This is a genomic window from Pseudovibrio sp. FO-BEG1, assembly GCF_000236645.1.
Lineage (GTDB): Bacteria > Pseudomonadota > Alphaproteobacteria > Rhizobiales > Stappiaceae > Pseudovibrio.
In genome coordinates, this window is the sequence record NC_016642.1 from 502,197 (window position 1) to 524,414 (window position 22,218).

Annotated in this window: 22 protein-coding genes; 20 read left to right on the top strand and 2 right to left on the bottom strand. The window is 52.0% G+C overall.

What is annotated here, in order from left to right; translation table 11 throughout:
• Positions 1–60: 60 nt before the first annotated feature.
• Entirely contained in the window at positions 61–963 is a 903-nt protein-coding gene (gene mutM / locus PSE_RS02325; protein WP_014283401.1) for a bifunctional DNA-formamidopyrimidine glycosylase/DNA-(apurinic or apyrimidinic site) lyase, read from the bottom strand.
• 108 nt (positions 964–1,071) lie between these two features.
• Here mutM and ubiE point away from each other — a divergent pair, with 108 nt between their 5' ends.
• The 3 genes from ubiE (at position 1,072) to PSE_RS02340 (ending at position 4,429) form a co-directional block, all read left to right on the top strand.
• Positions 1,072–1,875 carry a bifunctional demethylmenaquinone methyltransferase/2-methoxy-6-polyprenyl-1,4-benzoquinol methylase UbiE gene (gene ubiE, locus PSE_RS02330; protein WP_014283402.1) on the top strand — a complete coding sequence of 268 codons (804 nt, stop codon included), beginning with the start codon at positions 1,072–1,074 and terminating at the stop codon, positions 1,873–1,875.
• A gap of 6 nt (positions 1,876–1,881) precedes the next feature.
• Positions 1,882–3,465, top strand: a complete 1,584-nt coding sequence (gene ubiB / locus PSE_RS02335) for a 2-polyprenylphenol 6-hydroxylase (protein WP_008548250.1) — start codon at positions 1,882–1,884, stop codon at positions 3,463–3,465.
• 301 nt (positions 3,466–3,766) lie between these two features.
• On the top strand, positions 3,767–4,429 hold the full coding sequence (locus PSE_RS02340; protein WP_014283403.1) for a TetR/AcrR family transcriptional regulator: 663 nt from the start codon (positions 3,767–3,769) through the stop codon (positions 4,427–4,429).
• A gap of 8 nt (positions 4,430–4,437) precedes the next feature.
• Here PSE_RS02340 and PSE_RS02345 read toward each other — a convergent pair whose 3' ends face one another.
• Complete coding sequence (locus tag PSE_RS02345) at positions 4,438–5,058, bottom strand: alpha-ketoglutarate-dependent dioxygenase AlkB (protein ID WP_014283404.1); 621 nt, start codon at positions 5,056–5,058, stop codon at positions 4,438–4,440.
• A gap of 136 nt (positions 5,059–5,194) precedes the next feature.
• Here PSE_RS02345 and PSE_RS02350 point away from each other — a divergent pair, with 136 nt between their 5' ends.
• The 17 genes from PSE_RS02350 to ybeY all read left to right on the top strand — a co-directional run bounded on the left by PSE_RS02350 (position 5,195) and on the right by ybeY (position 22,180).
• The gene (locus tag PSE_RS02350; protein WP_014283405.1) at positions 5,195–6,688 is read left to right on the top strand and encodes an FMN-binding glutamate synthase family protein; all 1,494 of its coding nucleotides are present in this window, start codon (positions 5,195–5,197) and stop codon (positions 6,686–6,688) included.
• A 243-nt stretch (positions 6,689–6,931) separates the two neighbouring features.
• Positions 6,932–8,902, top strand: coding sequence for a molecular chaperone DnaK (gene dnaK, locus PSE_RS02355; protein WP_256377904.1), 1,971 nt, complete (start codon positions 6,932–6,934; stop codon positions 8,900–8,902).
• A 352-nt stretch (positions 8,903–9,254) separates the two neighbouring features.
• Complete coding sequence (dnaJ, locus tag PSE_RS02360) at positions 9,255–10,382, top strand: molecular chaperone DnaJ (RefSeq protein WP_008548319.1); 1,128 nt, start codon at positions 9,255–9,257, stop codon at positions 10,380–10,382.
• Positions 10,383–10,448: 66 nt separating this feature from the next.
• Positions 10,449–11,054 (top strand): class I SAM-dependent methyltransferase, encoded by a 606-nt coding sequence (locus PSE_RS02365; RefSeq protein ID WP_208608903.1) that lies wholly within the window; start codon positions 10,449–10,451, stop codon positions 11,052–11,054.
• A gap of 159 nt (positions 11,055–11,213) precedes the next feature.
• On the top strand, positions 11,214–11,804 hold the full coding sequence (locus PSE_RS02370; protein ID WP_014283408.1) for an NADPH-dependent FMN reductase: 591 nt from the start codon (positions 11,214–11,216) through the stop codon (positions 11,802–11,804).
• Positions 11,805–11,928: 124 nt separating this feature from the next.
• Positions 11,929–12,477: an ATP-dependent protease subunit HslV gene (gene hslV, locus PSE_RS02375; RefSeq protein ID WP_014283409.1), complete on the top strand. Its 549-nt coding sequence runs from the start codon at positions 11,929–11,931 to the stop codon at positions 12,475–12,477.
• Positions 12,478–12,615: 138 nt separating this feature from the next.
• Positions 12,616–13,677 carry a hypothetical protein gene (locus PSE_RS02380; RefSeq protein WP_014283410.1) on the top strand — a complete coding sequence of 354 codons (1,062 nt, stop codon included), beginning with the start codon at positions 12,616–12,618 and terminating at the stop codon, positions 13,675–13,677.
• 11 nt (positions 13,678–13,688) lie between these two features.
• Positions 13,689–14,993, top strand: a complete 1,305-nt coding sequence (gene hslU, locus PSE_RS02385; RefSeq protein ID WP_014283411.1) for an ATP-dependent protease ATPase subunit HslU — start codon at positions 13,689–13,691, stop codon at positions 14,991–14,993.
• A 93-nt stretch (positions 14,994–15,086) separates the two neighbouring features.
• Positions 15,087–15,581 carry a universal stress protein gene (locus PSE_RS02390; RefSeq protein WP_008548304.1) on the top strand — a complete coding sequence of 165 codons (495 nt, stop codon included), beginning with the start codon at positions 15,087–15,089 and terminating at the stop codon, positions 15,579–15,581.
• 115 nt (positions 15,582–15,696) lie between these two features.
• Positions 15,697–16,257 carry a NifU family protein gene (locus PSE_RS02395; RefSeq protein WP_008548596.1) on the top strand — a complete coding sequence of 187 codons (561 nt, stop codon included), beginning with the start codon at positions 15,697–15,699 and terminating at the stop codon, positions 16,255–16,257.
• Between the two features lie 131 nt (positions 16,258–16,388).
• Complete coding sequence (gene tsaB, locus PSE_RS02400; RefSeq protein WP_014283413.1) at positions 16,389–17,069, top strand: tRNA (adenosine(37)-N6)-threonylcarbamoyltransferase complex dimerization subunit type 1 TsaB; 681 nt, start codon at positions 16,389–16,391, stop codon at positions 17,067–17,069.
• Complete coding sequence (gene rimI / locus PSE_RS02405) at positions 17,066–17,551, top strand: ribosomal protein S18-alanine N-acetyltransferase (RefSeq protein WP_014283414.1); 486 nt, start codon at positions 17,066–17,068, stop codon at positions 17,549–17,551. Before tsaB ends, rimI begins: the two co-directional genes overlap by 4 nt.
• A gap of 150 nt (positions 17,552–17,701) precedes the next feature.
• On the top strand, positions 17,702–18,127 hold the full coding sequence (locus PSE_RS02410; protein ID WP_008548754.1) for a Fur family transcriptional regulator: 426 nt from the start codon (positions 17,702–17,704) through the stop codon (positions 18,125–18,127).
• Between the two features lie 9 nt (positions 18,128–18,136).
• Positions 18,137–18,952: a 1-acyl-sn-glycerol-3-phosphate acyltransferase gene (locus PSE_RS02415; protein ID WP_037036355.1), complete on the top strand. Its 816-nt coding sequence runs from the start codon at positions 18,137–18,139 to the stop codon at positions 18,950–18,952.
• Positions 18,953–19,109: 157 nt separating this feature from the next.
• Positions 19,110–20,522 (top strand): tRNA (N6-isopentenyl adenosine(37)-C2)-methylthiotransferase MiaB, encoded by a 1,413-nt coding sequence (gene miaB, locus PSE_RS02420; RefSeq protein WP_014283417.1) that lies wholly within the window; start codon positions 19,110–19,112, stop codon positions 20,520–20,522.
• Between the two features lie 48 nt (positions 20,523–20,570).
• Positions 20,571–21,677, top strand: a complete 1,107-nt coding sequence (locus PSE_RS02425; protein WP_371260831.1) for a PhoH family protein — start codon at positions 20,571–20,573, stop codon at positions 21,675–21,677.
• Positions 21,674–22,180 (top strand): rRNA maturation RNase YbeY, encoded by a 507-nt coding sequence (gene ybeY / locus PSE_RS02430; protein WP_014283419.1) that lies wholly within the window; start codon positions 21,674–21,676, stop codon positions 22,178–22,180. Before PSE_RS02425 ends, ybeY begins: the two co-directional genes overlap by 4 nt.
• Positions 22,181–22,218: the final 38 nt, after the last annotated feature.

Genomic DNA, 22,218 nt, shown 5'->3' on the forward strand with positions numbered 1-22,218 from the left:
TCCTAGACAGTTGCTCAAGGGAATGCAATTCCCTCAAGCGTGACATATCAGCTCGCATAATTATTTCTGGCACTTAGGGCAGAAGAAGGTTGAGCGCCCGTTCTGAACCTTGCGTTCAATAATGCCTGAACACTTCGGCGTTCGACAGGCTTCCCCTTCACGATCGTAGACCGAAAAGTTGTGCTGGAAGTACCCGAGAGATCCATCCGCTTGCCTGTGATCCTTCAAGGAAGAACCTCCGGATTCAATCGCCTCCTGCAGCACTTCCCGAATGTGATTGGAAAGCTCATCTGCCTTCTTGAGCGGTTTGCCGGACTTACCCGCAAGTGTGGATGCGCTGTTGAAAGGACTTAACCCCGTTCTCCAGAGTGCTTCACACACATAAATGTTACCCAACCCTGCGATGAACTTCTGATTGAGCAACGCCGCTTTCAGCGATGTTTTCCGGTTCTCAAACAACTTGGCAAGATAAGCTCCGTCCAGCTCATTGCCGAGCGGCTCAATGCCCATATCGACAAACATAGGGTGCGTCGCCAACTCACTGCGTGGAATGAGAACCATGAACCCAAAGCGTCGCGGATCGTTGTAAATGATCTTCACAATCGTCTCGCGATCAGCAGGGCGAACATGAAAGATTACATGATCATGCTGCGGATGCTTGCCTTTTGCATGATACATTTCAACGGCTTGCGTGGGTTCTGCATCTTCAGTCTCGATCCATCGAAACGATCCGGACATGCCAAGATGCATCACCAGAACGTCGCCGCTATCCAGATCAAGCAGCAGATACTTGGCACGGCGGCTGAAGGAAACGACCTGACGATTTTCCAATCGTGCTACAAAATCATCGCCGAATGGGAAGCGAAGATCAGGTCGGCGTTGTTCAACTCTGCAAATTGTTGCATTGTCAAAAAAAGGAGCTAGTCCGCGGCGGACTGTTTCAACCTCCGGTAATTCAGGCATAAGATATCCGTTGGTACAGTGGTTTGCTGCTGGGCAAAGATTGCGTTCTAGAATAGCGCTTTGTAACAAGCTGTACTATGTTCGCCCGCGAAATGGAGTGATTTGATTATGGCGCGTGAGTTCTCAACCCCTGAGCAGGCATCCGTAACAGACCCGACTGAAATGGCAACAAGCTTCGGGTTTCGCACAGTTCGCGAAGGTGAAAAGCAGGATCTGGTGGATGATGTTTTCCACAAAGTGGCATCCCGCTATGACCTGATGAACGACCTTATGTCTGGTGGACTGCATCGTCTCTGGAAAGACGCGATGGTTTCCAGCATGAACCCACCAAAGAATGGCGCCCGTGAATGGCGACATCTGGATGTGGCTGGCGGTACTGGAGACATTGCAACACGCGTAGTTGAGCGTTCCAACCGGACTATCAAATCAACCGTCTGCGATATCAATGGCTCCATGCTGGGCGTCGGCAAAGACCGTGCAAGCGCAGCTGGTCTTTCTGAAAACATCGAGTTCATTCAGGGCAACGCAGAAGAGCTGCCTTTCCCGGACAAGCATTTCGATGCTTATACAATCGCTTTCGGTATCCGTAACGTCCCGCAAATCGACAAAGCGCTGAAAGAAGCTCACCGCGTACTCAAGCGTGGCGGTCGCTTCATGTGCCTTGAGTTCTCTCAAGTAGATGTGCCTGCGCTGGATAAGGTCTATGACCTGTTTTCCTTCCATGCCATTCCAAAAATCGGGCAGGCAGTGACAGGTGATGGCGACCCCTACAGCTATCTCGTAGAATCTATCCGCAAGTTTCCAAATCAGGAACGTTTTGCGCAGATGATACGTGATGCAGGTTTTGAGCGTGTCACCTATCGAAACTACACCGGCGGTATCGCTGCACTTCACTCCGGCTGGAAAATCTAACCAGTTATGATCGCTAATATTGTGCCATTTATGCGTCTGATTTTCGCGGGTTATGTCATGGCCCGCGAAGGTGTGTTTGGACTTGTCTCTCTACCGGACCTGCCTCCCGGACCGCGCCTTGCCATCGGCATGGCTCGTATGGTTGAGCGCCGTGGAATTGAGAAGAAAGATGCAGCTGCCCGCCTGACCGATGCATTGAACCGCCTCGGCCCTTCTTACATCAAACTGGGCCAGTTCCTCGCAACACGTCCGGATGTAGTAGGTAAGGAAGCCGCTAAAGAACTTTCTGCTCTGCAAGACAATGTACCGCCATTCCTCACCGAATATGCGCGTAAAACGGTAGAAGAGCAGCTCGGCAAAACCGTTGAAGATCATTTCGAAGAGTTTGGTGAGCCGGTTGCAGCAGCGTCTATCGCTCAGGTGCACCCAGCGTACTTCAGAAATCGTGATGGTGAGCTGGAGAAAGTCGCGGTTAAAGTCCTGCGCCCCGGCGTAGAGCGCGGTTTCAAACGTGATCTGAAAAGCTTCTACCTTGCTGCACGTCTTGCAGAACGTTTCAGTCCGGCAAGTCGCCGTCTCCGTCCGCTTGCGACTGTTGAGACCTATGAGCGTGCTGTTATTTTGGAAATGGACCTGCGCATGGAAGCTGCAGCCCTTTCCGAAATGGGTGAAAACAGCAAGGACGATACAGATTTCCGCGTTCCAAGCGTAGATTGGCCACGCACCTCTCGCTCCGTGCTCACCATGGAGTGGGTTGACGGCGTAAAGCTCTCCAACCTGGAAGGCATCGAAGAAGCCGGTCACGATCTCGCTGAGCTTGGCAACAAGGTCATCCAGACCTTCCTGCGCCACGCAGTGCGCGATGGTTTCTTCCACGCGGATATGCACCAGGGCAACCTGTTCGTAGAACCTGATGGAACGCTAGTCGCAGTGGATCTGGGCATCACCGGACGCCTTGGCCTCTCAGAGCGCCGCTTCCTTGCTGAGATCCTCTACGGTTTCATCACCCGCAACTATCTCAGAGTGGCTGAAGTTCACTTTGAAGCAGGTTATGTGCCGGCTGACCAGGATGTTGATATCTTCGCTCAGGCGATCCGGGCAATTGGTGAGCCGATCCACGGACATGATGCCAGTGAGATCTCCATGGCGCGTCTGCTGACCCAACTGTTTGAAGTGACTGAGATGTTCAATATGCACACTCAGCCTCAGCTTATCTTACTGCAGAAAAACATGGTTCTGGCAGAAGGCGTTGCCCGTTCGCTGAACCCGCATCTGGATATGTGGAACACAGCTGACCCTGTGGTCACCAGCTGGATCCAGCGCAATCTGGGTCCAATGGGGCGCATTTCGGATCTCGCAACCGGCGTGACTGTTCTGGGACGTCTGGCCAGTGACCTGCCAATTATTGCAGATCGCGCGAGCAAGTTTTCCAATCAGCTTGAGTCGATGGCCAACAATGGCCTGAGATTTGATGAGGCAACAGCTGACGCCATTGGCAAGTCAGAGGCAAAGCACAGCCGCTCCGGTCGCATAGCGCTCTGGGTCATTGCGCTTGCCCTCTCAGCAATTGCCTATGGCATCCATCTCTAAGAATTTCTGAGTTGATACTATGAAAAACGGGAGTTGTTACGCTCCCGTTTTTTATTGGTTAGCCGGCTATTTCCTCAATAATCTAGAAATAATTAGATCATACTAAGTTACTGCATAATTTTATCTAAGATTTATATAGTCATTGCAATTGATGATATGAATTGTAGGCGGGTTGTAACCCAGTAAAACGTGCTAAAAGCAAGATAGCTTGAAAGAAGTATTTGAGATTTCTAAGGGACTACTCAGAGTCTTAGGGGAACTCTCGAAGCATTTGTAAAACTATCTTCCTGGAGGTGCCGCTGTGCCAGACAGTTCTGAACTGGGGACCCGTGAACGGTTACTTGATGCCGCTGAACGCTTGCTCGCTGAACATGGTCTTGCGGAAACTTCAGTGAGAATGATCACTGAAAAAGCAGACGCAAATGTTGCTGCCGTAAACTATCATTTTGGCAGTAAAGAAGACCTCGTCAGAGCTGTTTTCATGCGTCGTCTCCGTGAAATCGACGACATGCGCATGCAGCGCCTTGATGCTCTGGAAGTTGGCGGTCGCCAACCAGATGTAGAGGAAATCACACGAGCCTTTATGGAGCCTCTGATTGTTCAGGGTATCTCCAGAGACACAGGCAAGCTGGTCCCGTTCGTGGTCCTCATCCGGCAAGTCTTCTCAGATCCTGAATCCGGCCAGAAGATCATGCACTCTTGGGAGCCACCTAAGATCATCCTGCGCATCACCAAGGCACTGGCCAAGGCCACAGAGAGCGATATTCCGACAGGTCCTCGTGCACAGCTCCTCATGATGCTAATGCATAGTGCCACGCTTGAAGCGCTGTATGTTGTCACCGGTGCCTCAAAAGGCCCCTACGACGAAGAATTGGATCAGGACCAAATCGTGGAAGGTACCATTCGTTTCGTATCAAACGGAATCAAAGCCTTCTTCATGGCAGGCGCACTGGAAGAAGCCTAATCTACCAACTAGAACGGCGAGACACGGCGGAGTGTCAGGTTTAACCTGCCTCCGTCTTTGAGTAGGCTCGAACTTCCACCCAGTATGCGGTCAATTCCGTGATGGCAAAGCCGCGACTCTCCACCCAAAACCACCACATCTCCTGAATTCAACTTCAGTGACTGTGTCGGCCCACCACGCTTTACGCCACCAAGGCGGAACACAGCAGCATCTCCAAGACTGACGGAAACAACCGGCGCTTTAAACGTCTTTTCATCCCGGTCCTGATGCATGCCCATTTTTGCGGTTGCAGCGTAGTAATTAACGAGGCACGCCTCTGGTGCCACCTCACGCTCACCCACCTGCCTCCACAAGCTCAGCAAGACTTCAGGTATCTTCGGCCAGGGCTGACCGCTCTCAGGATGCTGAGGTTGATACCGATAGCCATTGCGATCAGAAACCCATCCTAAAGTGCCTAGGTTTGTCATACGAACAGAAAACGGCTTCCCAGTACGTGGCATCACTGGAGTGAAGAAGGGGGCTTCCTTCACGAGGTATCTGAGTGTTTCCACAAGCTCTTTCTGCTCCTCAAGAGAGAAATAGCCCGGCAGGTATTTGAACCCTTTAGGAAAGTCATCGCTCAACTGCATCAGAACACCTCATTTCATAACGGCTAATCTGCTGAAAAGTCCGCTTATAAAAACGGACAACTTGGAGAGATTTGCCGAAAGTGAATTTAACCCATATTCCTCAAAATAGTGGTTTCCCGGTTAAGGAGAACCACAAATGCACCTTCTTCCTCCGTTGCTCGCAGCTGTGCTGAATATTTTTGCAGCATTTGTCTCTCTTCTCATTCTGCTCACGCTCATTGCGGTAGTCGTTCTGTATGTAGTTGATCGACGACAGCATAAAGATGCGATCCGACATAACTTCCCCGTCGTTGGTCGTTTCCGAGCGCTCTTTTCGTATCTGGGTGAGTTCTTCCGCCAATACTTCTTCGCGATGGATCGCGAGGAAATGCCATTCAACCGAGCAGAGCGAAACTGGGTGGATCATGCCTCTAAGGCAGAAGGCAACACTATGGCCTTCGGATCAACGAAAAACCTGAGCACGCCGGGCACCGCACTCTTCGTCAACGCTCCCTTCGCGAAGCTGGAAAAAGAAATCGACGAGCCAGAACCTCTCCTGATCGGTCCATACGTCGAGAACCCTTATATCCCGCCTAGCTATTTCAATATCTCTGGTATGAGCTTTGGCGCGATATCCCGCCCAGCAGTCCTCGCTCTCTCCCGAGGTGCCAAGATGGCAAATTGCTGGATGAACACAGGCGAGGGCGGTCTTTCCCCTTATCATCTTGAGGGTGGTGCAGACATCGTCTTTCAGATCGGCACAGCAAAGTACGGCTGCCGAAATGAAGACAGCACGCTCAATGAAGATAAGCTGAAAGCGATCACGGACCATGCACAGGTCAAGATGGTCGAAATCAAGTTGGCGCAAGGGGCCAAGCCCGGCAAGGGCGGACTTCTTCCCGGCGGCAAGGTAACTCCAGAAATCGCTGAAATCCGGGGCATCAAAGTCGGCCAGCCCTCTCACTCTCCAAATCGTCACCCTGAGATCAGCAACACTGGTGAGCTACTTGACTTCATCAGCAGAGTCCGAGCTATCGCAAAGAAGCCAGTTGGCTTTAAGACGGTAATTGGGTCAGCTCACTGGATCGAAGAACTTTGCCACGAAATCAACCACCGCGGTATTGAGCACGCTCCTGATTTTATCACCATCGACTCTGCAGATGGCGGCACAGGCGCAGCACCAATGCCGCTCATGGACAACGTAGGCCTGCGTATCTCCGAATCCCTGCCGATTGTGGACCATGTTCTGAGAAAACATGACCTGCGGGACCGTATCCGCATCATCGTCTCAGGCAAACGCATCACCCCCTCAGCTGTCGCTCTGGCTTTGTGTGCAGGAGCCGACTTCACCGTAACAGCACGCGGCTTCCTGTTTTCATTGGGCTGCATTCAGGCCATGCGGTGCAATAAGAATACATGCCCAACCGGCATCACCACTCACAACGAAGCGCTGCAGGCTGGCCTCGATCCCACCGAGAAAAGCCACCGCGTTGCTGCCTACTGCCATAGCGTGCGTATGGAAGTGGACATGATCGCTCACGCATGCGGCGTAGATGCTGCAAGACAGCTTTCACGGGAGCACGTGCGCATCGTCCAGGAAAATGGGAACTCAGTCTCTCTCGAAGAACTCTATCCACAAACACCCTCTTAGAAATGGGGGTAACGCAGAAAAGCGGGATGCAATAGAGGTGTTTCTGGGTGGTTTTCCAAAGAAAATTTCGGTTTCTTAACTCAGAAAAAGGCTTCGGATAGGTCTTGTGTCGATATATCGGGTCCTGTCCCTTGCAGGGGCAAGGGACCCCTCTTATATAGCCAATTGAAGTTTTCTTGCGTGTTTGCGACAACTCACGCAAGTGCAATGTATTGGGGACCGGTTGGAAGCTGATCCGACATTATCCGAAGGCCTTCGGGGTTCGGGCGGTCTGCCGAAAGGAGAGTGAAAAACATGGCAAAGGTCATCGGTATCGACCTCGGCACGACAAATTCGTGCGTATCTGTAATGGACGGCAAAGACGCCAAGGTAATTGAAAACGCAGAAGGTGCGCGTACTACCCCTTCTATGGTTGCTTTTACTGATGATGGTGAGCGCCTTGTAGGCCAGCCAGCGAAGCGTCAGGCTGTAACCAACCCAACAGACACCCTGTTTGCTGTTAAGCGCCTCATCGGTCGTCGTTTTGATGATCCGACTGTTGCAAAAGATAAAAAGCTCGTCCCATACGAAATCGTAAAAGCCGACAACGGCGACGCATGGGTTGAAGCTGAGGGTGAGAAGTTCTCCCCATCCCAGATTTCTGCTTTCATCCTGCAGAAGATGAAAGAAACCGCTGAAAGCTTCCTTGGTGAAACCGTCACCCAGGCAGTTATCACCGTTCCTGCATACTTCAACGACGCTCAGCGCCAGGCAACCAAAGATGCCGGTAAGATCGCTGGTCTTGAAGTTCTGCGTATCATCAACGAACCAACTGCTGCTGCCCTTGCATACGGCATGGACAAAAACGATGGTAAGACCATCGCAGTTTACGACCTTGGTGGTGGTACCTTCGACGTTTCCATCCTGGAAATCGGTGACGGCGTATTTGAAGTGAAGTCCACCAACGGTGACACCTTCCTCGGTGGTGAAGACTTCGACATGCGTCTGGTTGATTACCTCGCAGACGAATTCAAAAAAGAACAGGGCATTGACCTGAAGAACGACAAGCTGGCTCTGCAGCGCTTGAAAGAAGCTGCTGAAAAAGCAAAGATCGAGCTGTCTTCTTCTTCCCAGACCGAAATCAACCTGCCGTTCATCACAGCAGACGCAACCGGTCCTAAGCACCTTACCCTGAAACTGACCCGTGCGAAGTTCGAGCAGCTCGTTGACGATCTGGTACAGCGTACCGTGAACCCAATGAAAGCAGCTCTGAAAGACGCAGGTCTGGCAGCTGGTGAAATCGACGAAATCGTTCTCGTCGGTGGTATGACCCGTATGCCTAAGGTTCAGGAAGTTGTTAAGCAGTTCTTCGGTAAAGAGCCGCACAAAGGCGTGAACCCGGACGAAGTTGTTGCAATGGGTGCGGCAATTCAGGCTGGCGTTCTGCAGGGCGACGTTAAAGACGTTCTGCTTCTCGACGTTACGCCTCTGTCCCTCGGCATCGAAACCCTTGGTGGCGTGTTCACACGTCTGATCGACCGCAACACCACAATCCCTACCAAGAAGGGCCAGGTGTTCTCTACAGCTGAAGACAATCAGACTGCAGTGACCATCCGCGTCTTCCAGGGTGAGCGTGAAATGGCTGCGGACAACAAGATCCTCGGTCAGTTCGATCTGGTTGGTATCCCACCAGCACCACGCGGTGTGCCACAGGTTGAAGTTACCTTCGACATCGACGCCAACGGTATTGTGAACGTATCCGCTAAGGATAAGGGCACCGGTAAAGAACAGCAGATCCGCATTCAGGCATCTGGTGGTCTGTCCGACAACGACATCGAGCAGATGGTGAAAGACGCTGAGTCCCACGCTGAAGAAGACAAGAAGCGTAAGGAACTGGTTGAAGCGAAAAACCAGGGTGAAGCTCTGCACCACTCCACTGAGAAGTCTCTGAAAGAGTACGGCGATAAGGTCTCTGAAGAAGACAAGTCTGCAATCGAAAGCGCTCTGGCAGCTCTGAAGCAGGCTCTCGAAGGTGAAGACCTCGAAGACATTCAGGCGAAGACACAGGCTCTTGCAGAAGCTTCCATGAAGCTTGGCGAAGCTATGTACAAAGACGCTCAGGCAGCTGAAGAAGCTGGCGAAGGCGCTGAAGACGATGGCGAGCCAAAGCCAGTTGACGATGTTGTTGATGCAGACTTCGAAGAAGTTCGCGACGACGACAAAAAGTCCAGCTAACTAATACTTTCACCTCGCAAGCTCCAACGGGCTTGCGAGGTGAACTTTATTGAAGTATTTCCCGACTGTATGGAAGATTTGAGTTAAACAGAACCTTTGGGGTGCAATTGCATTCGAAGGAACTGCTTCCTACATATGGGGTGCTGGGAATGTGTGCGCTGTGCTTGAAGCTGCACCAGATTGACCAGCTGAACAGTAAACAGTTTTGTTTTGAAGAAGAGTGCAGTCCGCGAGTGAATTCGCTGTAAGGCAAGAATGGCTTCGACTGCCACCAGTTACCTCAGACTGAGCTGACGTTCTCCTGAGGCTTCAAAACGCAGATAGACATCACGTCTTTGGAGCTTATTTCATAATGTCTAAACGCGACTACTACGAGGTGCTGGGGGTAGCACGGGAGGTCGACGAAAAGGCACTTAAGAGCGCTTATCGCAAACTTGCGATGAAATACCACCCGGACCGCAATCCTGGTGATGATGAAGCGGAAGCAAACTTTAAGGAAGTAAGCGAAGCTTACGAAACCCTGAAAGACCCGCAAAAGCGCGCAGCCTACGATCGATTTGGCCATGCAGCCTTTGAAAACGGCGGCTTTGGTGGTGGCGGTGGAGCAGGTCCGGGCGACTTTGCTTCTTCCATGGCAGACATTTTTGATGAGTTCTTCGGTGGTGGCGGTGGCCGTCGCGGTTCCGGTCGTGAACGCGGTGCTGACCTGCGCTACAATCTGGAAATCTCTCTTGAGGAAGCCTACGAAGGCAAGTCCGTCGAGATCGAGGTTCCAACTTCCGTAACATGTGAACCGTGCAGCGGCTCTGGTGCAAAATCCGGAACCCGTCCGTCCACCTGCCCAACCTGTGGCGGTGCAGGACGCGTAAGAGCGGCTCAGGGCTTCTTCACCATGGAACGCACCTGCCCAACCTGTCAGGGCCGTGGTGAGATCATCACCGATCCATGTGACAGCTGTGGCGGTACAGGCCGGACGACAAAAGAGCGCACGCTCTCTGTCAACATTCCATCAGGCATCGAGGATGGCACTCGTATTCGCTTGTCAGGTGAGGGTGAAGCAGGTGCTCGCGGCGGTCCAGCTGGCGATCTCTACATCTTCCTGTCCATCCGTCCGCACGAGTTCTTCCAGCGCGATGGCGCAGACATCTTCTGCCGCGTGCCGATTTCTATGACAACCGCTGCTCTGGGTGGTCAGTTTGAAGTTCCGGCACTGGATGGCAACACGGCTCGCGTAAAGGTCCCTGAAAGCACTCAGACCGGCAAACAGTTCCGTCTGCGTGGTAAAGGCATGCCGGTTATGCGGTCTAGCCAGAAGGGCGACATGTATATCCAGGTTGCCGTTGAGACACCAACAAACCTTACGAAGAGGCAGAAAGAGCTTCTCTCAGAATTTGAAGGTGAATCTTCTGGTGAAAACCATCCTGAATCTACGGGCTTTTTCGCGAAGGCCAAAGATTTTTTGGAAAATTTCAAAGCTTAGGACTTTAAAAGGCCATCAAGCAGTAATATCTCAGTAGTACCCTTTGTTGTTGCTACGGAGAGTTGAATGTTTCACGAAACGCGGTCCCGGGCTGAAAACGCCTTGAACAAATTTCGTGAACCTTCCAAGTTTCTTCGGGCGTGGGTGGAAGCACCACTCACGACCGGAGCAGTCGCTCCCTCCGGTCCCGTTCTCGCACAGAGAATGGCAGAGTTCGTTCCCGTCCAATCTCAAAATCCGGTTTTAGAACTCGGTCCTGGTACAGGCCCGGTGACGAAGGCTATTCTGGAAGCTGGCATTTCCAAAGAACGCCTGACCTGCCTGGAGTACAGCCCCGACTTCTGCGAGCATCTCAGCGAAAAATTTGAAGGCCTGAATGTTGTACAGGGTGACGCCTACAACATGCATCCGAGTCTGGGGCACATTGAGCCCAACTCGCTTTGTGCTGTTGTCTCCAGCCTTCCGTTGATCTCTCGTCCTATGGAGTTCCGCTTGAAGTGCATCCGTGATGCCTTTGCGTTGATGAGACCGGGTGCACCGTTCATTCAGTTTTCCTACTCTCTGGCCTCTCCGGTTTCGCTGAAATCCAAGATGTTCAGCTGGTCGAAAACCGGATGGATCGTGAAGAACATTCCGCCTGCGCGGGTCTGGATCTATCGCAAGCCCTTTTGATTTTCAGATAGAGCGCTTTAAGCGGGCAAACACCTAAAAACACATGTCTTCCATAAACCTTACGCTTGGGTAGTATGGGGTATTCTGCGTGCCGGATTTACCCGAGATCTTCCCACTCTTAAGCGCGAGAGTGCTGAGCCCTGTCGTGAGGATAGCCCTATGAAGCCAAAGATACTGGTGTTTTCAGGTTCAACCCGTAAAGGGTCCTACAACAAGATGTTGGCTGCACTGGTGGCAAAGCATCTGACAATCGCAAATGCAGACGTTACAACAATCAGCCTCGCTGACTATCCTCTCCCCATCTACGACGGTGATCTGGAAGACGAAACCGGTATCCCCGAGAACGCCTTCAAGCTGAGGAAGCTGATCGAAACCCACCATGGCATTTTCATTGCCAGCCCTGAATACAACTCCTCCATCACCCCACTGCTCAAAAACACTCTCGACTGGATCAGCCGCATCCAGCTGCCGGAAGAAGAGCCGCTCCAGCTCTTTCATACATCCGTTTATGCGGTTGGTGGTGCTTCCCCCGGAGCGCATGGCTCTTTGCGCGGACTAATGCATCTCAGAACGATCATGGAGGTCTCTTTGGGGTGTTTGGTTCTGCCCGATATGATCTCAATAAACTTTGCCGGCAAATCCTTTGATGAGAATGGTGACCTCACAAAAGACCACCAGATCAAGCGATTGCATAAGCTTATTGAACGCTTCGTGAGCGAGGCGAGCCACGTAAAGCTACAGGATAACTGAGTTTTTTTGGCTTGTCGCATTGGCAATGCGCAAAGGACTACATACATAATACCGCAGACACAAATTTGAAAATGAGTTGCGCGGGAGTTTGCTCCACTGCCAATTGAACTCTGGAGAAAAATGAATGAGTGAACCTGAACAGTGGCACGGCACAACCATCTTGACCGTGCGCAAAGGCGGCAAAGTCGTAATTGCTGGAGATGGTCAGGTATCTCTTGGATCAACGGTTATTAAAGGCACTGCTCGTAAGGTCCGCCCACTGGCTGGCGGCAAAGTCATTGCAGGCTTTGCTGGTGCCACTGCTGATGCATTCACGCTGTTTGAGCGCCTTGAAGCAAAGCTGGAACAATACCCGGACCAGCTGATGCGCGCTTGCGTGGAAATGGCAAAGGATTGGCGGACAGACCGCTACCTGCGCCGTCTGGAAGCTATGATGCTGGTTGCCGACAAAAAGCACTCTCTAGTGCTGACAGGTACCGGTGACGTACTTGAGCCAGAAAACGGCGTTATGGGCATCGGCTCCGGCGGAAACTTCGCCCTGTCTGCAGCTCGTGCGCTGGTTGATATGGATCTGACCGCAGAAGAGATTTGCCGCAAGTCCATGACAATCGCAGCAGACATCTGCGTCTACACAAACAGCAACGTCACAGTCGAAATACTCGACGAAGAGTAAGCGTTGTAAAAGAACCAGCTGGAGGTCAGTGATTTGGGATCTCCAGCCCGTTTTTCAGGACACTTTTAGATCAGCTTAAATTGCTAAGCCGAGGATACTTGAAGTCTTTACGTCCCATTTGGATTTGACGAGGATCTGATGATATCAAGAGCATCCCTTACCGGAGCCGTCTCCGCAGGAATTATCAGCGCAGATCAAGCTGATAAGCTCGTCTCCTATTTATCTCTTCAGGCCGCTAATATTCAAAAGCAGCAGGATCAGGAAAACACGCATGATCCCGAAGAGGTCCGTTTCACACGTGGCTTTCATGACATCTTCATCAGCCTCGGAATTCTGATTGTCTTCGCTGGCTATGGCATTGGCCTGGGCGAACCTTTGACACAAGGCGGCCTGCCAACTGCTGCTGTTGCCGGTGCTGGAGCAATCATCTCATGGGTGCTGGCTGAGTGGTTCACCAAGATCAAAAAACTCGCTCTGCCATCCATTCTGCTGACGGGAATTTTCGGCGGTGCCATCGCCCTTGTTGGCTTTGGCCTGTTTACGCCCTCTGTTTTGAACGATGAGTCTGAAGCTATTCAGGTTATCCTGAGTTCAATCTTCGCTCTCGGCGGTGCGTCACTATTCTACTGGCGCTTCAAAGTGCCCATCACGCTGACGGTGATTGTCGCTGGGATCATGGGCATGATCGTTGGTGTTCTGACCTATGTGACTGACACGCAAATCCTAGATTACCTCTCATGGGTATCTCTGGTCTGCGGCCTGTTCGCTTTCGCCTGTGCCATGTATTTCGATACCAAGGACACACGGCGCGAAACGCTTAATACGGACAAAGCCTTCTGGCTTCATCTGCTTGCAGCTCCACTCATCGTGCACTCAATCCTAAGCGGCATGTATTTTGAGGAGCTGACAGAAACCTACGCAGTGGTCTCTATCGCTGTTGTGCTGGCATTTGGCGCGGTTGCCCTTGTCATTGATCGCCGTGCAATGCTGGTTGCAGCGCTGAGTTATCTCGGCTTTGCATTAGCCTATTTGCTGGAGTCCGCTGACTTTTCAGCATCGCAGTTGACTGCTATCTCCCTTGTATTGCTTGGGAGTTTTGTATTGCTGCTCGGTTCGGGCTGGAACGTGGCGCGACGGATCGTCATGCGCCCTCTTGCAGGAACCACACTCACTACATATCTGCCACCTATCCGGAACTAGAAAGTAAGAAAATGACAAATTTCTCTCCACGGGAAATCGTTAGTGAACTTGATCGCTACATCATCGGCCAGCATGATGCGAAACGCGCCGTAGCAATTGCGCTGCGCAACAGATGGCGCCGTCAGCAACTGGATGAAGAACTGCGCGAAGAAGTTCAGCCAAAGAACATTCTCATGATTGGTCCAACCGGTGTTGGTAAGACTGAGATCTCCCGCCGTCTGGCTAAACTTGCGAATGCTCCTTTCACAAAAGTTGAAGCTACCAAGTTCACAGAGGTCGGCTACGTCGGTCGTGATGTAGAACAGATCATCCGCGATCTGGTGGAATCCGCTATCGCACTGGTCCGCGAGCAGAGCCGCAAAGACGTGGAAGCAAAAGCGCATGTTCTGGCGGAAGAGCGCGTTCTGGATGCGCTGGTCGGTGCCAATGCAAGCCCTGCTACACGCGACACATTCCGCAAGAAATTGCGTGAAGGTGATCTGGACGAGCGTGAAATCGAAATCGAAGTCCGCGCCAACCCACAAATGCCAAGCTTTGACATCCCTGGCATGCCAGGCAGCAGCGTAGGTGTCATGAACATCTCCGACATGCTGGGCAAGGCATTTGGTGGTCAGACCAAGCCAAAACGCACCAATGTCAAAGACAGCCACAAAGTGCTGTTGGCGGAAGAGTCCGATAAGCTGCTCGACGAAGAGAAGATCGTTCAGGAAGCAATCGCACTGGTTGAGAACTCCGGCATCGTGTTCCTCGACGAAATCGACAAGATTTGTGCGAAGGATGGCCGTAACGGCGGCGACGTATCCCGTGAAGGTGTTCAGCGCGACTTGCTGCCACTGATCGAAGGTACCGTTGTCTCCACCAAGCATGGTCCGGTGAAGACAGACCACGTTCTGTTCATCGCATCCGGTGCATTCCATGTATCCAAGCCATCTGACTTGCTGCCAGAGCTTCAGGGCCGTTTGCCAATCCGTGTTGAGCTGAAGGCACTGACGAAAGAAGACTTCGTCAAGATCCTGACAGACACAGAAGCAAGCCTCATCAAGCAGTATGTTGCTCTGATGAGTACAGAAAGTGTGACCATCGAGTTTACCGATGATGCGATCGACGAAATCGCAACCATCGCAGTGGATCTGAACGCGACCGTCGAGAACATCGGTGCTCGTCGTTTGCAGACAGTGATGGAGCGAGTGCTTGACGAGATTTCCTTCGCCGCACCAGATAAGTCTGGCGAACAGGTCACTATTGATGCTGCCTATGTGAAATCTAATGTCAGCGAACTGGCCAAGAACGTCGATTTGTCTCAGTTCATCCTCTAACTGACTCAAAAATCAGTCGGAAAAAGAAAACCTAGCGGAATGTGGCAAGGAAAAATACTTGCCGCATACCACCTCAAGTGGCAGCATGCCGACATGGTAGCTATTCGCAAAAGTAATGAAGAAGGTCACCACCGCAAATTTCTGGTCGTTGTCGATGACACGCCAGAATGTGGTCGAGCCATCGTTTATGCCGCAAAGCGTGCAGCCCGCACCGGCGGTATTGTTCTCTTGCTCTACGTTATTGCACCGGGAAATTTCCAGCATTGGCTAGGGGTTGAGGACATCATGCGTCAGGAAGCGCGTGATAATGCAGATACAATTCTGGCAAAAGCTGCTGAAAGAGTAAGAGCTGCGGCAAGAACAGAACCTGAGCTGGTTGTTCGCGAAGGCCATCAGTCAGATGAGATTATCGCCCTGATTGAAGAAGACGCAGACATTGCGATTCTCGTCTTGGCAGCAGGAACCAGCAAGGAAGGGCCAGGCCCTCTTGTTTCATCCATAGCGGGCAAATCGGCAGGTACATTCCCGATCCCGACAACCATCGTGCCAGGTAATTTGGACGATGATGCACTGGATGCTCTTGCCTGATCAGGTTTACCTATCATATAGAACTGAAAACAGTCATTGCTGAAGCGTGAAGTAGTGTAAACTGTGCTGCGACTGCTTAAGAATACTCTTTGGCATAAAAATCGGAAACAAAACCATGTTCATTCAGACCGAAGCGACACCAAACCCGGCAACCCTGAAGTTTTTGCCTGGCCGCGTAGTATTGCCGGAAGGCACGCGCGATTTCCGCTCGGCAGAAGAAGCCGCTATCTCGCCGCTGGCTGAGAAGCTTTTCTCTATTCCAGGTGTTGTTGGCATCTTCTTTGGACATGACTTTATCACCGTCACCAAGGATGAGACTGACTGGCAGCATATGCGCCCGGCTATTCTCGGTGCAATCATGGAAAACTTCATGGCCAACACCCCAATCCTCAAAGGTGAGGAAACTGGTGACGGCGACATTGGAGAAGAGTTCTTCGACGCAGAAGACGAAGAAACCGTAACCATGATCAAAGAGCTCCTCGAAACCCGTGTGCGCCCTGCCGTTGCTCAGGACGGTGGCGACATAACATTCCGGGGATATCGTGAGGGTATCGTTTATTTGAGCATGCGCGGCGCGTGTGCGGGTTGCCCATCCTCAACAGCAACATTGAGCCATGGCATCCAGAACCTCATGCGGCATTTCATCCCAGAAGTTCAAGAAGTTAGACAAATGTAGTTTTTGCTAATGTAATTCTTCTGAAACGGGGCAGCGCCAGCTGCCCTTTTTGTTGCAAGGCCTAAAAATACTCCGGGTGTTAAACGAATTGGTTGCTCGACAATCAGCTGCCCTAACGATAAGCCGAACTTATGAAGTTGCTTGCTATTGATACCGCACTAAGTACCTGTGCTGCCGCCGTTTTAACTGATGACGGCGCAACATCGGATATTGTCTCCCAATGCGAAGATCTCGGCCGGGGCCACGCCGAGCGCATCATGGGCATGGTTGCGAGTGTCATGACGGACTCCTCGACCACGTTCAACTCGCTGGATCGCATTGTCGTTAATGTTGGCCCTGGCAGTTTTACCGGTCTGCGTGTCGGCCTTTCCATCGCCCGCGGCTTTGGGCTGGTGCTTGAAAAGCCGGTGGTCTCCGTAACAACACTGGCCGCAATCGCACACGAAGCTCTGGACGCTGCTCCTGTCAGAAAACCAATTCTGGTGGTTCTCGATGCGCGTCGTGATGAAGTATATTGCCAGAATTTCGATGAAACCGGCGCGCCAATCGGCGAAGCTCGTGTTTCAATCGTAAAAGATCTTGCTCACTCGCTGGACGGCGAAACAATCCTCGCAGGCTCTGCTGCGCAGGCTGTTGCCAATGCTGCCGGGATTGATAAATCCCGTGTTTGCAACGATGCAGCTGCTGCATCGATTGACTACATCGCCAAGCTCGGTAAAGGTGCTAAGCGTCAGGACAAGGCGCCGATGCCACTTTATCTGCGTGCCCCTGACGCTGTTCCGGGTGAGAAAGGAAAGGTTCGTCGTCAATGAAGTCCTGGTGGACATCAGAAAAGCCTCCGGTAATCGAGCGCGCTGAGAAAGACGACCTGCCTAAATTGGCGAAACTTCATGCCGAGTGCTTCAAGCAAAACTGGGGCACAGCAGAACTCACCACAATCTTCGAGCAGAAGGGAGTTTTCTTCCTGTCTGCCCGCACATCCGGCGTAACTGGCAAAACCGATCTGGGGTTTGTCGTCATTCGCTCGATTGCTGGTGAAGCAGAAGTTTTGACCATCGCGGTGTCTCCCAAACAACAAAACAAGGGAATAGGGCGAAAACTTATGGAAGCTGCCATCTTCCAGCTCTACTCTGATCGTACCGAAGCACTGTTCTTGGAAGTGGATGACACCAACGACTCCGCGCTGAAACTCTACAAAAAACTGGGTTTCAAGCAGGTTGGAGAAAGAAAAGCATACTATGCGGCTAGCGAAGGCAGTGGAACAGCGCTTGTTATGCGTTGCGATCTCCTTTAAGCGACACTACGCATGTGAGACGAGGCTTTTAGCTCACGCTCAAAGCGCGCTACAGTGAAACTGGTTCTTTTCTCTCACAGTTTTGGGAGCTAGGATACCGAAGCAAACTGATATTGTGGTGCCTGCGTGATTTTGAGGAATATGGGGCAAATGACGGCAGAAGAAAAAATGACGCTGATTGAAATGTGTGCTCACAAAGGCATGCGAATGACAGAACAGCGCCGCGTGATTGCTGATGTAATTCAGTCTGCTGAAGATCACCCTGATGTGGAGGAGCTTTACAGAAGAGCTTCCCAGATCGATCCAAAGATCTCCATCTCAACTGTTTACCGCACAGTGAAGCTTTTCGAAGATTCCGGCATCATCGAACGTCACGATTTCCGCGACGGTCGCTCCAGATACGAAACCGTCTCTGATGAGCACCACGATCACCTGATCGATCTGCGCTCTGGTGATGTGATCGAGTTCCGCAGCGAAGAGATCGAAAAGATGCAGGAAGAAGTCGCGCGCAAGCTGGGCTTTAAACTGGTTGATCACCGTCTGGAGCTCTACGGCATTCCGATAGACGAAAAATAGAGGCCGAGCATGGCAACTGTCAGAGCAGTTTGCATAATCGCCGCACTAACGATCGTTACGCTGGCCCTCATTCCCCCTCAGTGGGTCGCAATGAAGCTAGGCTGGCCGGTCCAGCGGCAATTTCCTCTGCTCTGGCACAAAGCAGCCTCCCGCCTGATAGGCTTGCGTGTCCACCAACACGGACAAATGGCGTCTGAACGCCCTCTTCTCGTCACCGCCAATCACTGTTCCTGGCTGGACATCGTGGTTCTGGGCTGTACGAAACCCCTCAGTTTCATTGCAAAATCTGAAGTTGCCGGCTGGCCGATCTTTGGCCTCTTCGCCAAGCTCCAACGGACCGTATTTGTCAATCGTCAACGAAGATCCGACACAGGCCGTGTAGCTCAGGAAGTCGCTAAGCGCATGGCGCAGGGCGATGCCATGGTGTTGTTTGCGGAAGGAACCTCCAGCAACGGCAACGAGGTGCTGCCTTTCCGCTCTGCGCTTGTGGGAGCCGTTCACCACGCAATGAATGTGGGAGATGAGGAGGTTGCCTATGTGCAGCCGCTTTCCATCGCCTACACGCGCCTGCAGGGCATGCCAATGGGCCGCTTCTGGCGTGCCCATGTTGCCTGGTATGGAGACATGGAACTCGCAGGACATCTCTGGTCTGTCATCAAAGAAGGCGGACTGGACGTTGATTTGACGTGGGGTACACCTGTACCAATCGAAAAAGCGACTAATCGCAAGCGCTTAACGCGCGATTTGGAGGAGCAGGTCAGAGGAATGACCATTGAAGCATTGCAGGGAAATCTTCCCAAACAGCAAGAGCAGGTCCAAGCCTGATCAAGTCTAGGCTTCTCTTTCTGTGAAAAACAGAGTAAAGCTCTCCAAAATTCTGAAAATGACGAGCTGGCGCTGCTGATGAAAAGAGCAGATGCGCTCGAGTTGCCGGGCATTGCAAGAAGAAGATAACCCGGCTGCAGATCCACTCGAGGATTTAATGGATAACCTAGTAGACCACGAAAACCAGAGCCAATCCGACAACGCAACGGAGGCGCTCGAGAAAACCGAAGCGACCCGTAAGGTCTTCATCAAGACCTATGGCTGTCAGATGAACGTCTACGATTCCGATCGTATGAACGACGCCCTGAGCAACGATGGCTACGAAAAAACTGAAAATCCGGACGATGCGGATCTGGTTATCCTGAACACCTGCCATATTCGTGAGAAAGCGGCAGAGAAGGTTTATTCTGAACTGGGCCGAATTCGTAAGCTCAAGGAAGAGAAAGCCAAAGACGGCAAGCAGATGATGGTGTCTGTTGCTGGCTGTGTCGCACAGGCTGAAGGTGCGGAGATTTCCCGCCGTGCACCTGTTGTGGACCTCGTTGTTGGCCCTCAGTCCTACCACCGCCTTCCAGAGCTGCTGACACGTGCCTCCAATGGCTCAAAAGTCGTTGAGACCGAGTTCGACATTCAGGACAAGTTCAAACACCTCGCAACGCCTTCCAAGGAAGCTGTTCGCAAGCGCGGTGTTACTGCATTTGTGACCGTTCAGGAAGGGTGTGATAAGTTCTGCACCTTCTGCGTGGTACCTTACACCCGTGGTGCTGAAGTTTCCCGCAAGGTAGAACAGATCGTCATGGAAACCGAGCGCTTGGCAGCTGCTGGCGTCCGTGAAGTGACGCTGCTGGGTCAGAACGTCAACGCATGGCACGGCGAAGGCCCGGATGGCCGCGAATGGGGCCTTGGCGAACTCCTGTTCCGCTTAGCTAAAATCGACGGCATCAAGCGTCTGCGCTACACCACATCCCACCCACGGGATATGGAAGACAGCCTGATCGCTGCGCACCGCGACCTCGACATTCTGATGCCTTACCTGCACCTGCCAGTTCAGTCTGGTTCTGATGCAATTCTGAAGGCAATGAACCGCAAGCACACCCGTGATGATTACTTCCGTCTGATCGACCGCATTCGTGAAGCGCGCGATGATATTGCCCTTTCCGGTGACTTCATCGTTGGCTTCCCAGGTGAAACCGATCAGGATCACAAAGACACATTGGACCTGATCCGCCGTGTCACCTACGGTTCGGCATTCTCCTTCAAATACAGCCCACGTCCTGGCACTCCGGGTGCGACGCTGGAAGAGCAGGTTGAAGAGCGAGTGAAGTCAGAACGCCTGGCAGAACTACAAGAATTGCTCAGCACACAGCAAAAAGACTTCAATGCGTCATTGATTGGCAAAACAATTGATGTACTGTTTGAGAAGGAAGGCCGCAGAGAAGGCCAGCTTGCAGGTCGTTCACCTTGGCTCCAGCCAGTTCATGTAAATGCGCCGTTGGACCTGTATGGTGAAATCAGATCAGTAGAAATTGTCGCTGCCAGCGCAAATAGTCTGGAAGGTCGCCTTGTTTAAGTGCATGATGCTCCCAGATTCTCGCGTAAAGGCGAACGGAGGCATTATTTGAAGGGCAGAGCCCAGACAACGTCCGCTTCAAGGACGGCCATGCGCCCCATTGCGGCATCCGATATGATGCATGTGGTGTTGGCATTCGAAGACAACAGACTTGTGAGCGATCTGTTTGGTCAGTTTGACCAGAACCTTGCGCTGATCGAACAGCGCTTGGGCGTTGAAGCGGTCGCGCACGGCAATCAAGTCACCATTCGTGGCAATAAAACCTCAACAGAGCAGGCAAAGCTTGCTCTGGAGTCGCTCTACACGCGGCTTCAGGGTGGTCACGACATCACACCCGGCGATGTTGATGGGGCAATCCGTCTGGCAGAAGTTGCTGAAGCACAGCTCTCCTTGCCAACGATGGAACCTAAGTCCCGCATGGCATTTGCGCAGATTGCAACGCGCCGCAAAACGCTGGTTGCCAGAACAGCCGCTCAGGATGCTTATATCCGGGCCATGGACCGTTCTGATCTGACCTTTGGTGTTGGTCCGGCTGGTACGGGCAAAACCTTCCTCGCTGTTGCTTACGCTGCTGCATTGTTGGAGCGTGGCGAAATTGATCGTATGATCCTGTCTCGCCCAGCTGTTGAAGCTGGTGAGCGTCTCGGCTTTTTGCCGGGTGACATGAAGGACAAGGTCGATCCATACCTGCGTCCGCTCTACGACGGCCTCAACGAAATGATGGCTCCGGAAAAGCTGGAACGTGGCTTGGAAAGCGGCATGATCGAAGTGGCGCCGCTCGCCTTCATGCGTGGACGAACACTCTCTAATGCGATCGTTATTCTCGACGAAGCACAGAACACCACATCCATGCAGATGAAGATGTTCCTGACACGCTTGGGTGAGAATTCCAAGATGATCGTGACTGGTGACCCAAGCCAGGTCGATTTGCCTCCCGGCCAGATGTCTGGCCTGCGTGAAGCATTGAAGATCCTCGATGGTGTTGAAGGCATTTCTCGTGTGGACTTCACAGAGAGCGATGTTGTTCGTCATGAACTCGTGGCCCGCATCGTCGGTGCGTACGACAGCGAAAGCCGCCGTCGGCTGGAAGCCAAAGAACGCAGGCAAGCTGAAGAGGCTGCCAAAGAAAAAGAAGAGCAAGGCTCCAAAGAATGACAACGGCTTGCCCGGTACACATCGACCTGCTGATTGAAGCAGGTGATTGGGAAAGTGAAGAAACACTGGAAGCGATTGCCGAAAAGGCAATCGCCGCCGCTTTCGCAATAAGTGACCTCTCTGTAATAGAAAACACAGAAGTCTCCCTCGTTTTCACCGATGATGCTCATATTCAGGAACTGAATAAGATGTGGCGTCAGAAGGATAAACCAACGAACGTCTTGTCGTTTCCGGGAGATGATAGCGAAGAGCCACCATTTGGCCCGCTATTAGGTGATATTATTATTGCAAATGAGACAGTAAAGCGCGAAGCTGTAGAGCTTGGGATTCCATTCGAACACCATTTAATTCATCTTATTGTTCATGGAACCCTTCATCTTTTTGGATATGATCACCAGATAGATGAGGAAGCGGAGGAAATGGAAGCGGAAGAACGCCTGATTTTGGCAAGCTTACAAATCCCTGATCCATACAAAGATGCGCCACTATCGGCAGATAAATGATACCCCGGCACTCACAATGAATGCAGGGAACAACGAGA

Excerpts from the sequence above, each read along its gene's own strand:
- mutM (WP_014283401.1), bottom strand. The coding sequence starts at position 963 with ATGCCTGAATTACCGGAGGTTGAAACAGTCCGCCGCGGACTAGCTCCT.
- ubiE (WP_014283402.1), top strand. The coding sequence starts at position 1,072 with ATGGCGCGTGAGTTCTCAACCCCTGAGCAGGCATCCGTAACAGACCCG.
- ubiB (WP_008548250.1), top strand. The coding sequence starts at position 1,882 with ATGATCGCTAATATTGTGCCATTTATGCGTCTGATTTTCGCGGGTTAT.
- PSE_RS02345 (WP_014283404.1), bottom strand. The coding sequence starts at position 5,058 with ATGCAGTTGAGCGATGACTTTCCTAAAGGGTTCAAATACCTGCCGGGC.
- PSE_RS02350 (WP_014283405.1), top strand. The coding sequence starts at position 5,195 with ATGCACCTTCTTCCTCCGTTGCTCGCAGCTGTGCTGAATATTTTTGCA.
- dnaJ (WP_008548319.1), top strand. The coding sequence starts at position 9,255 with ATGTCTAAACGCGACTACTACGAGGTGCTGGGGGTAGCACGGGAGGTC.
- PSE_RS02365 (WP_208608903.1), top strand. The coding sequence starts at position 10,449 with ATGTTTCACGAAACGCGGTCCCGGGCTGAAAACGCCTTGAACAAATTT.
- PSE_RS02370 (WP_014283408.1), top strand. The coding sequence starts at position 11,214 with ATGAAGCCAAAGATACTGGTGTTTTCAGGTTCAACCCGTAAAGGGTCC.
- hslV (WP_014283409.1), top strand. The coding sequence starts at position 11,929 with ATGAGTGAACCTGAACAGTGGCACGGCACAACCATCTTGACCGTGCGC.
- PSE_RS02380 (WP_014283410.1), top strand. The coding sequence starts at position 12,616 with ATGATATCAAGAGCATCCCTTACCGGAGCCGTCTCCGCAGGAATTATC.
- hslU (WP_014283411.1), top strand. The coding sequence starts at position 13,689 with ATGACAAATTTCTCTCCACGGGAAATCGTTAGTGAACTTGATCGCTAC.
- PSE_RS02390 (WP_008548304.1), top strand. The coding sequence starts at position 15,087 with ATGGTAGCTATTCGCAAAAGTAATGAAGAAGGTCACCACCGCAAATTT.
- PSE_RS02395 (WP_008548596.1), top strand. The coding sequence starts at position 15,697 with ATGTTCATTCAGACCGAAGCGACACCAAACCCGGCAACCCTGAAGTTT.
- tsaB (WP_014283413.1), top strand. The coding sequence starts at position 16,389 with ATGAAGTTGCTTGCTATTGATACCGCACTAAGTACCTGTGCTGCCGCC.
- rimI (WP_014283414.1), top strand. The coding sequence starts at position 17,066 with ATGAAGTCCTGGTGGACATCAGAAAAGCCTCCGGTAATCGAGCGCGCT.
- PSE_RS02410 (WP_008548754.1), top strand. The coding sequence starts at position 17,702 with ATGACGGCAGAAGAAAAAATGACGCTGATTGAAATGTGTGCTCACAAA.
- PSE_RS02415 (WP_037036355.1), top strand. The coding sequence starts at position 18,137 with ATGGCAACTGTCAGAGCAGTTTGCATAATCGCCGCACTAACGATCGTT.
- miaB (WP_014283417.1), top strand. The coding sequence starts at position 19,110 with ATGGATAACCTAGTAGACCACGAAAACCAGAGCCAATCCGACAACGCA.
- ybeY (WP_014283419.1), top strand. The coding sequence starts at position 21,674 with ATGACAACGGCTTGCCCGGTACACATCGACCTGCTGATTGAAGCAGGT.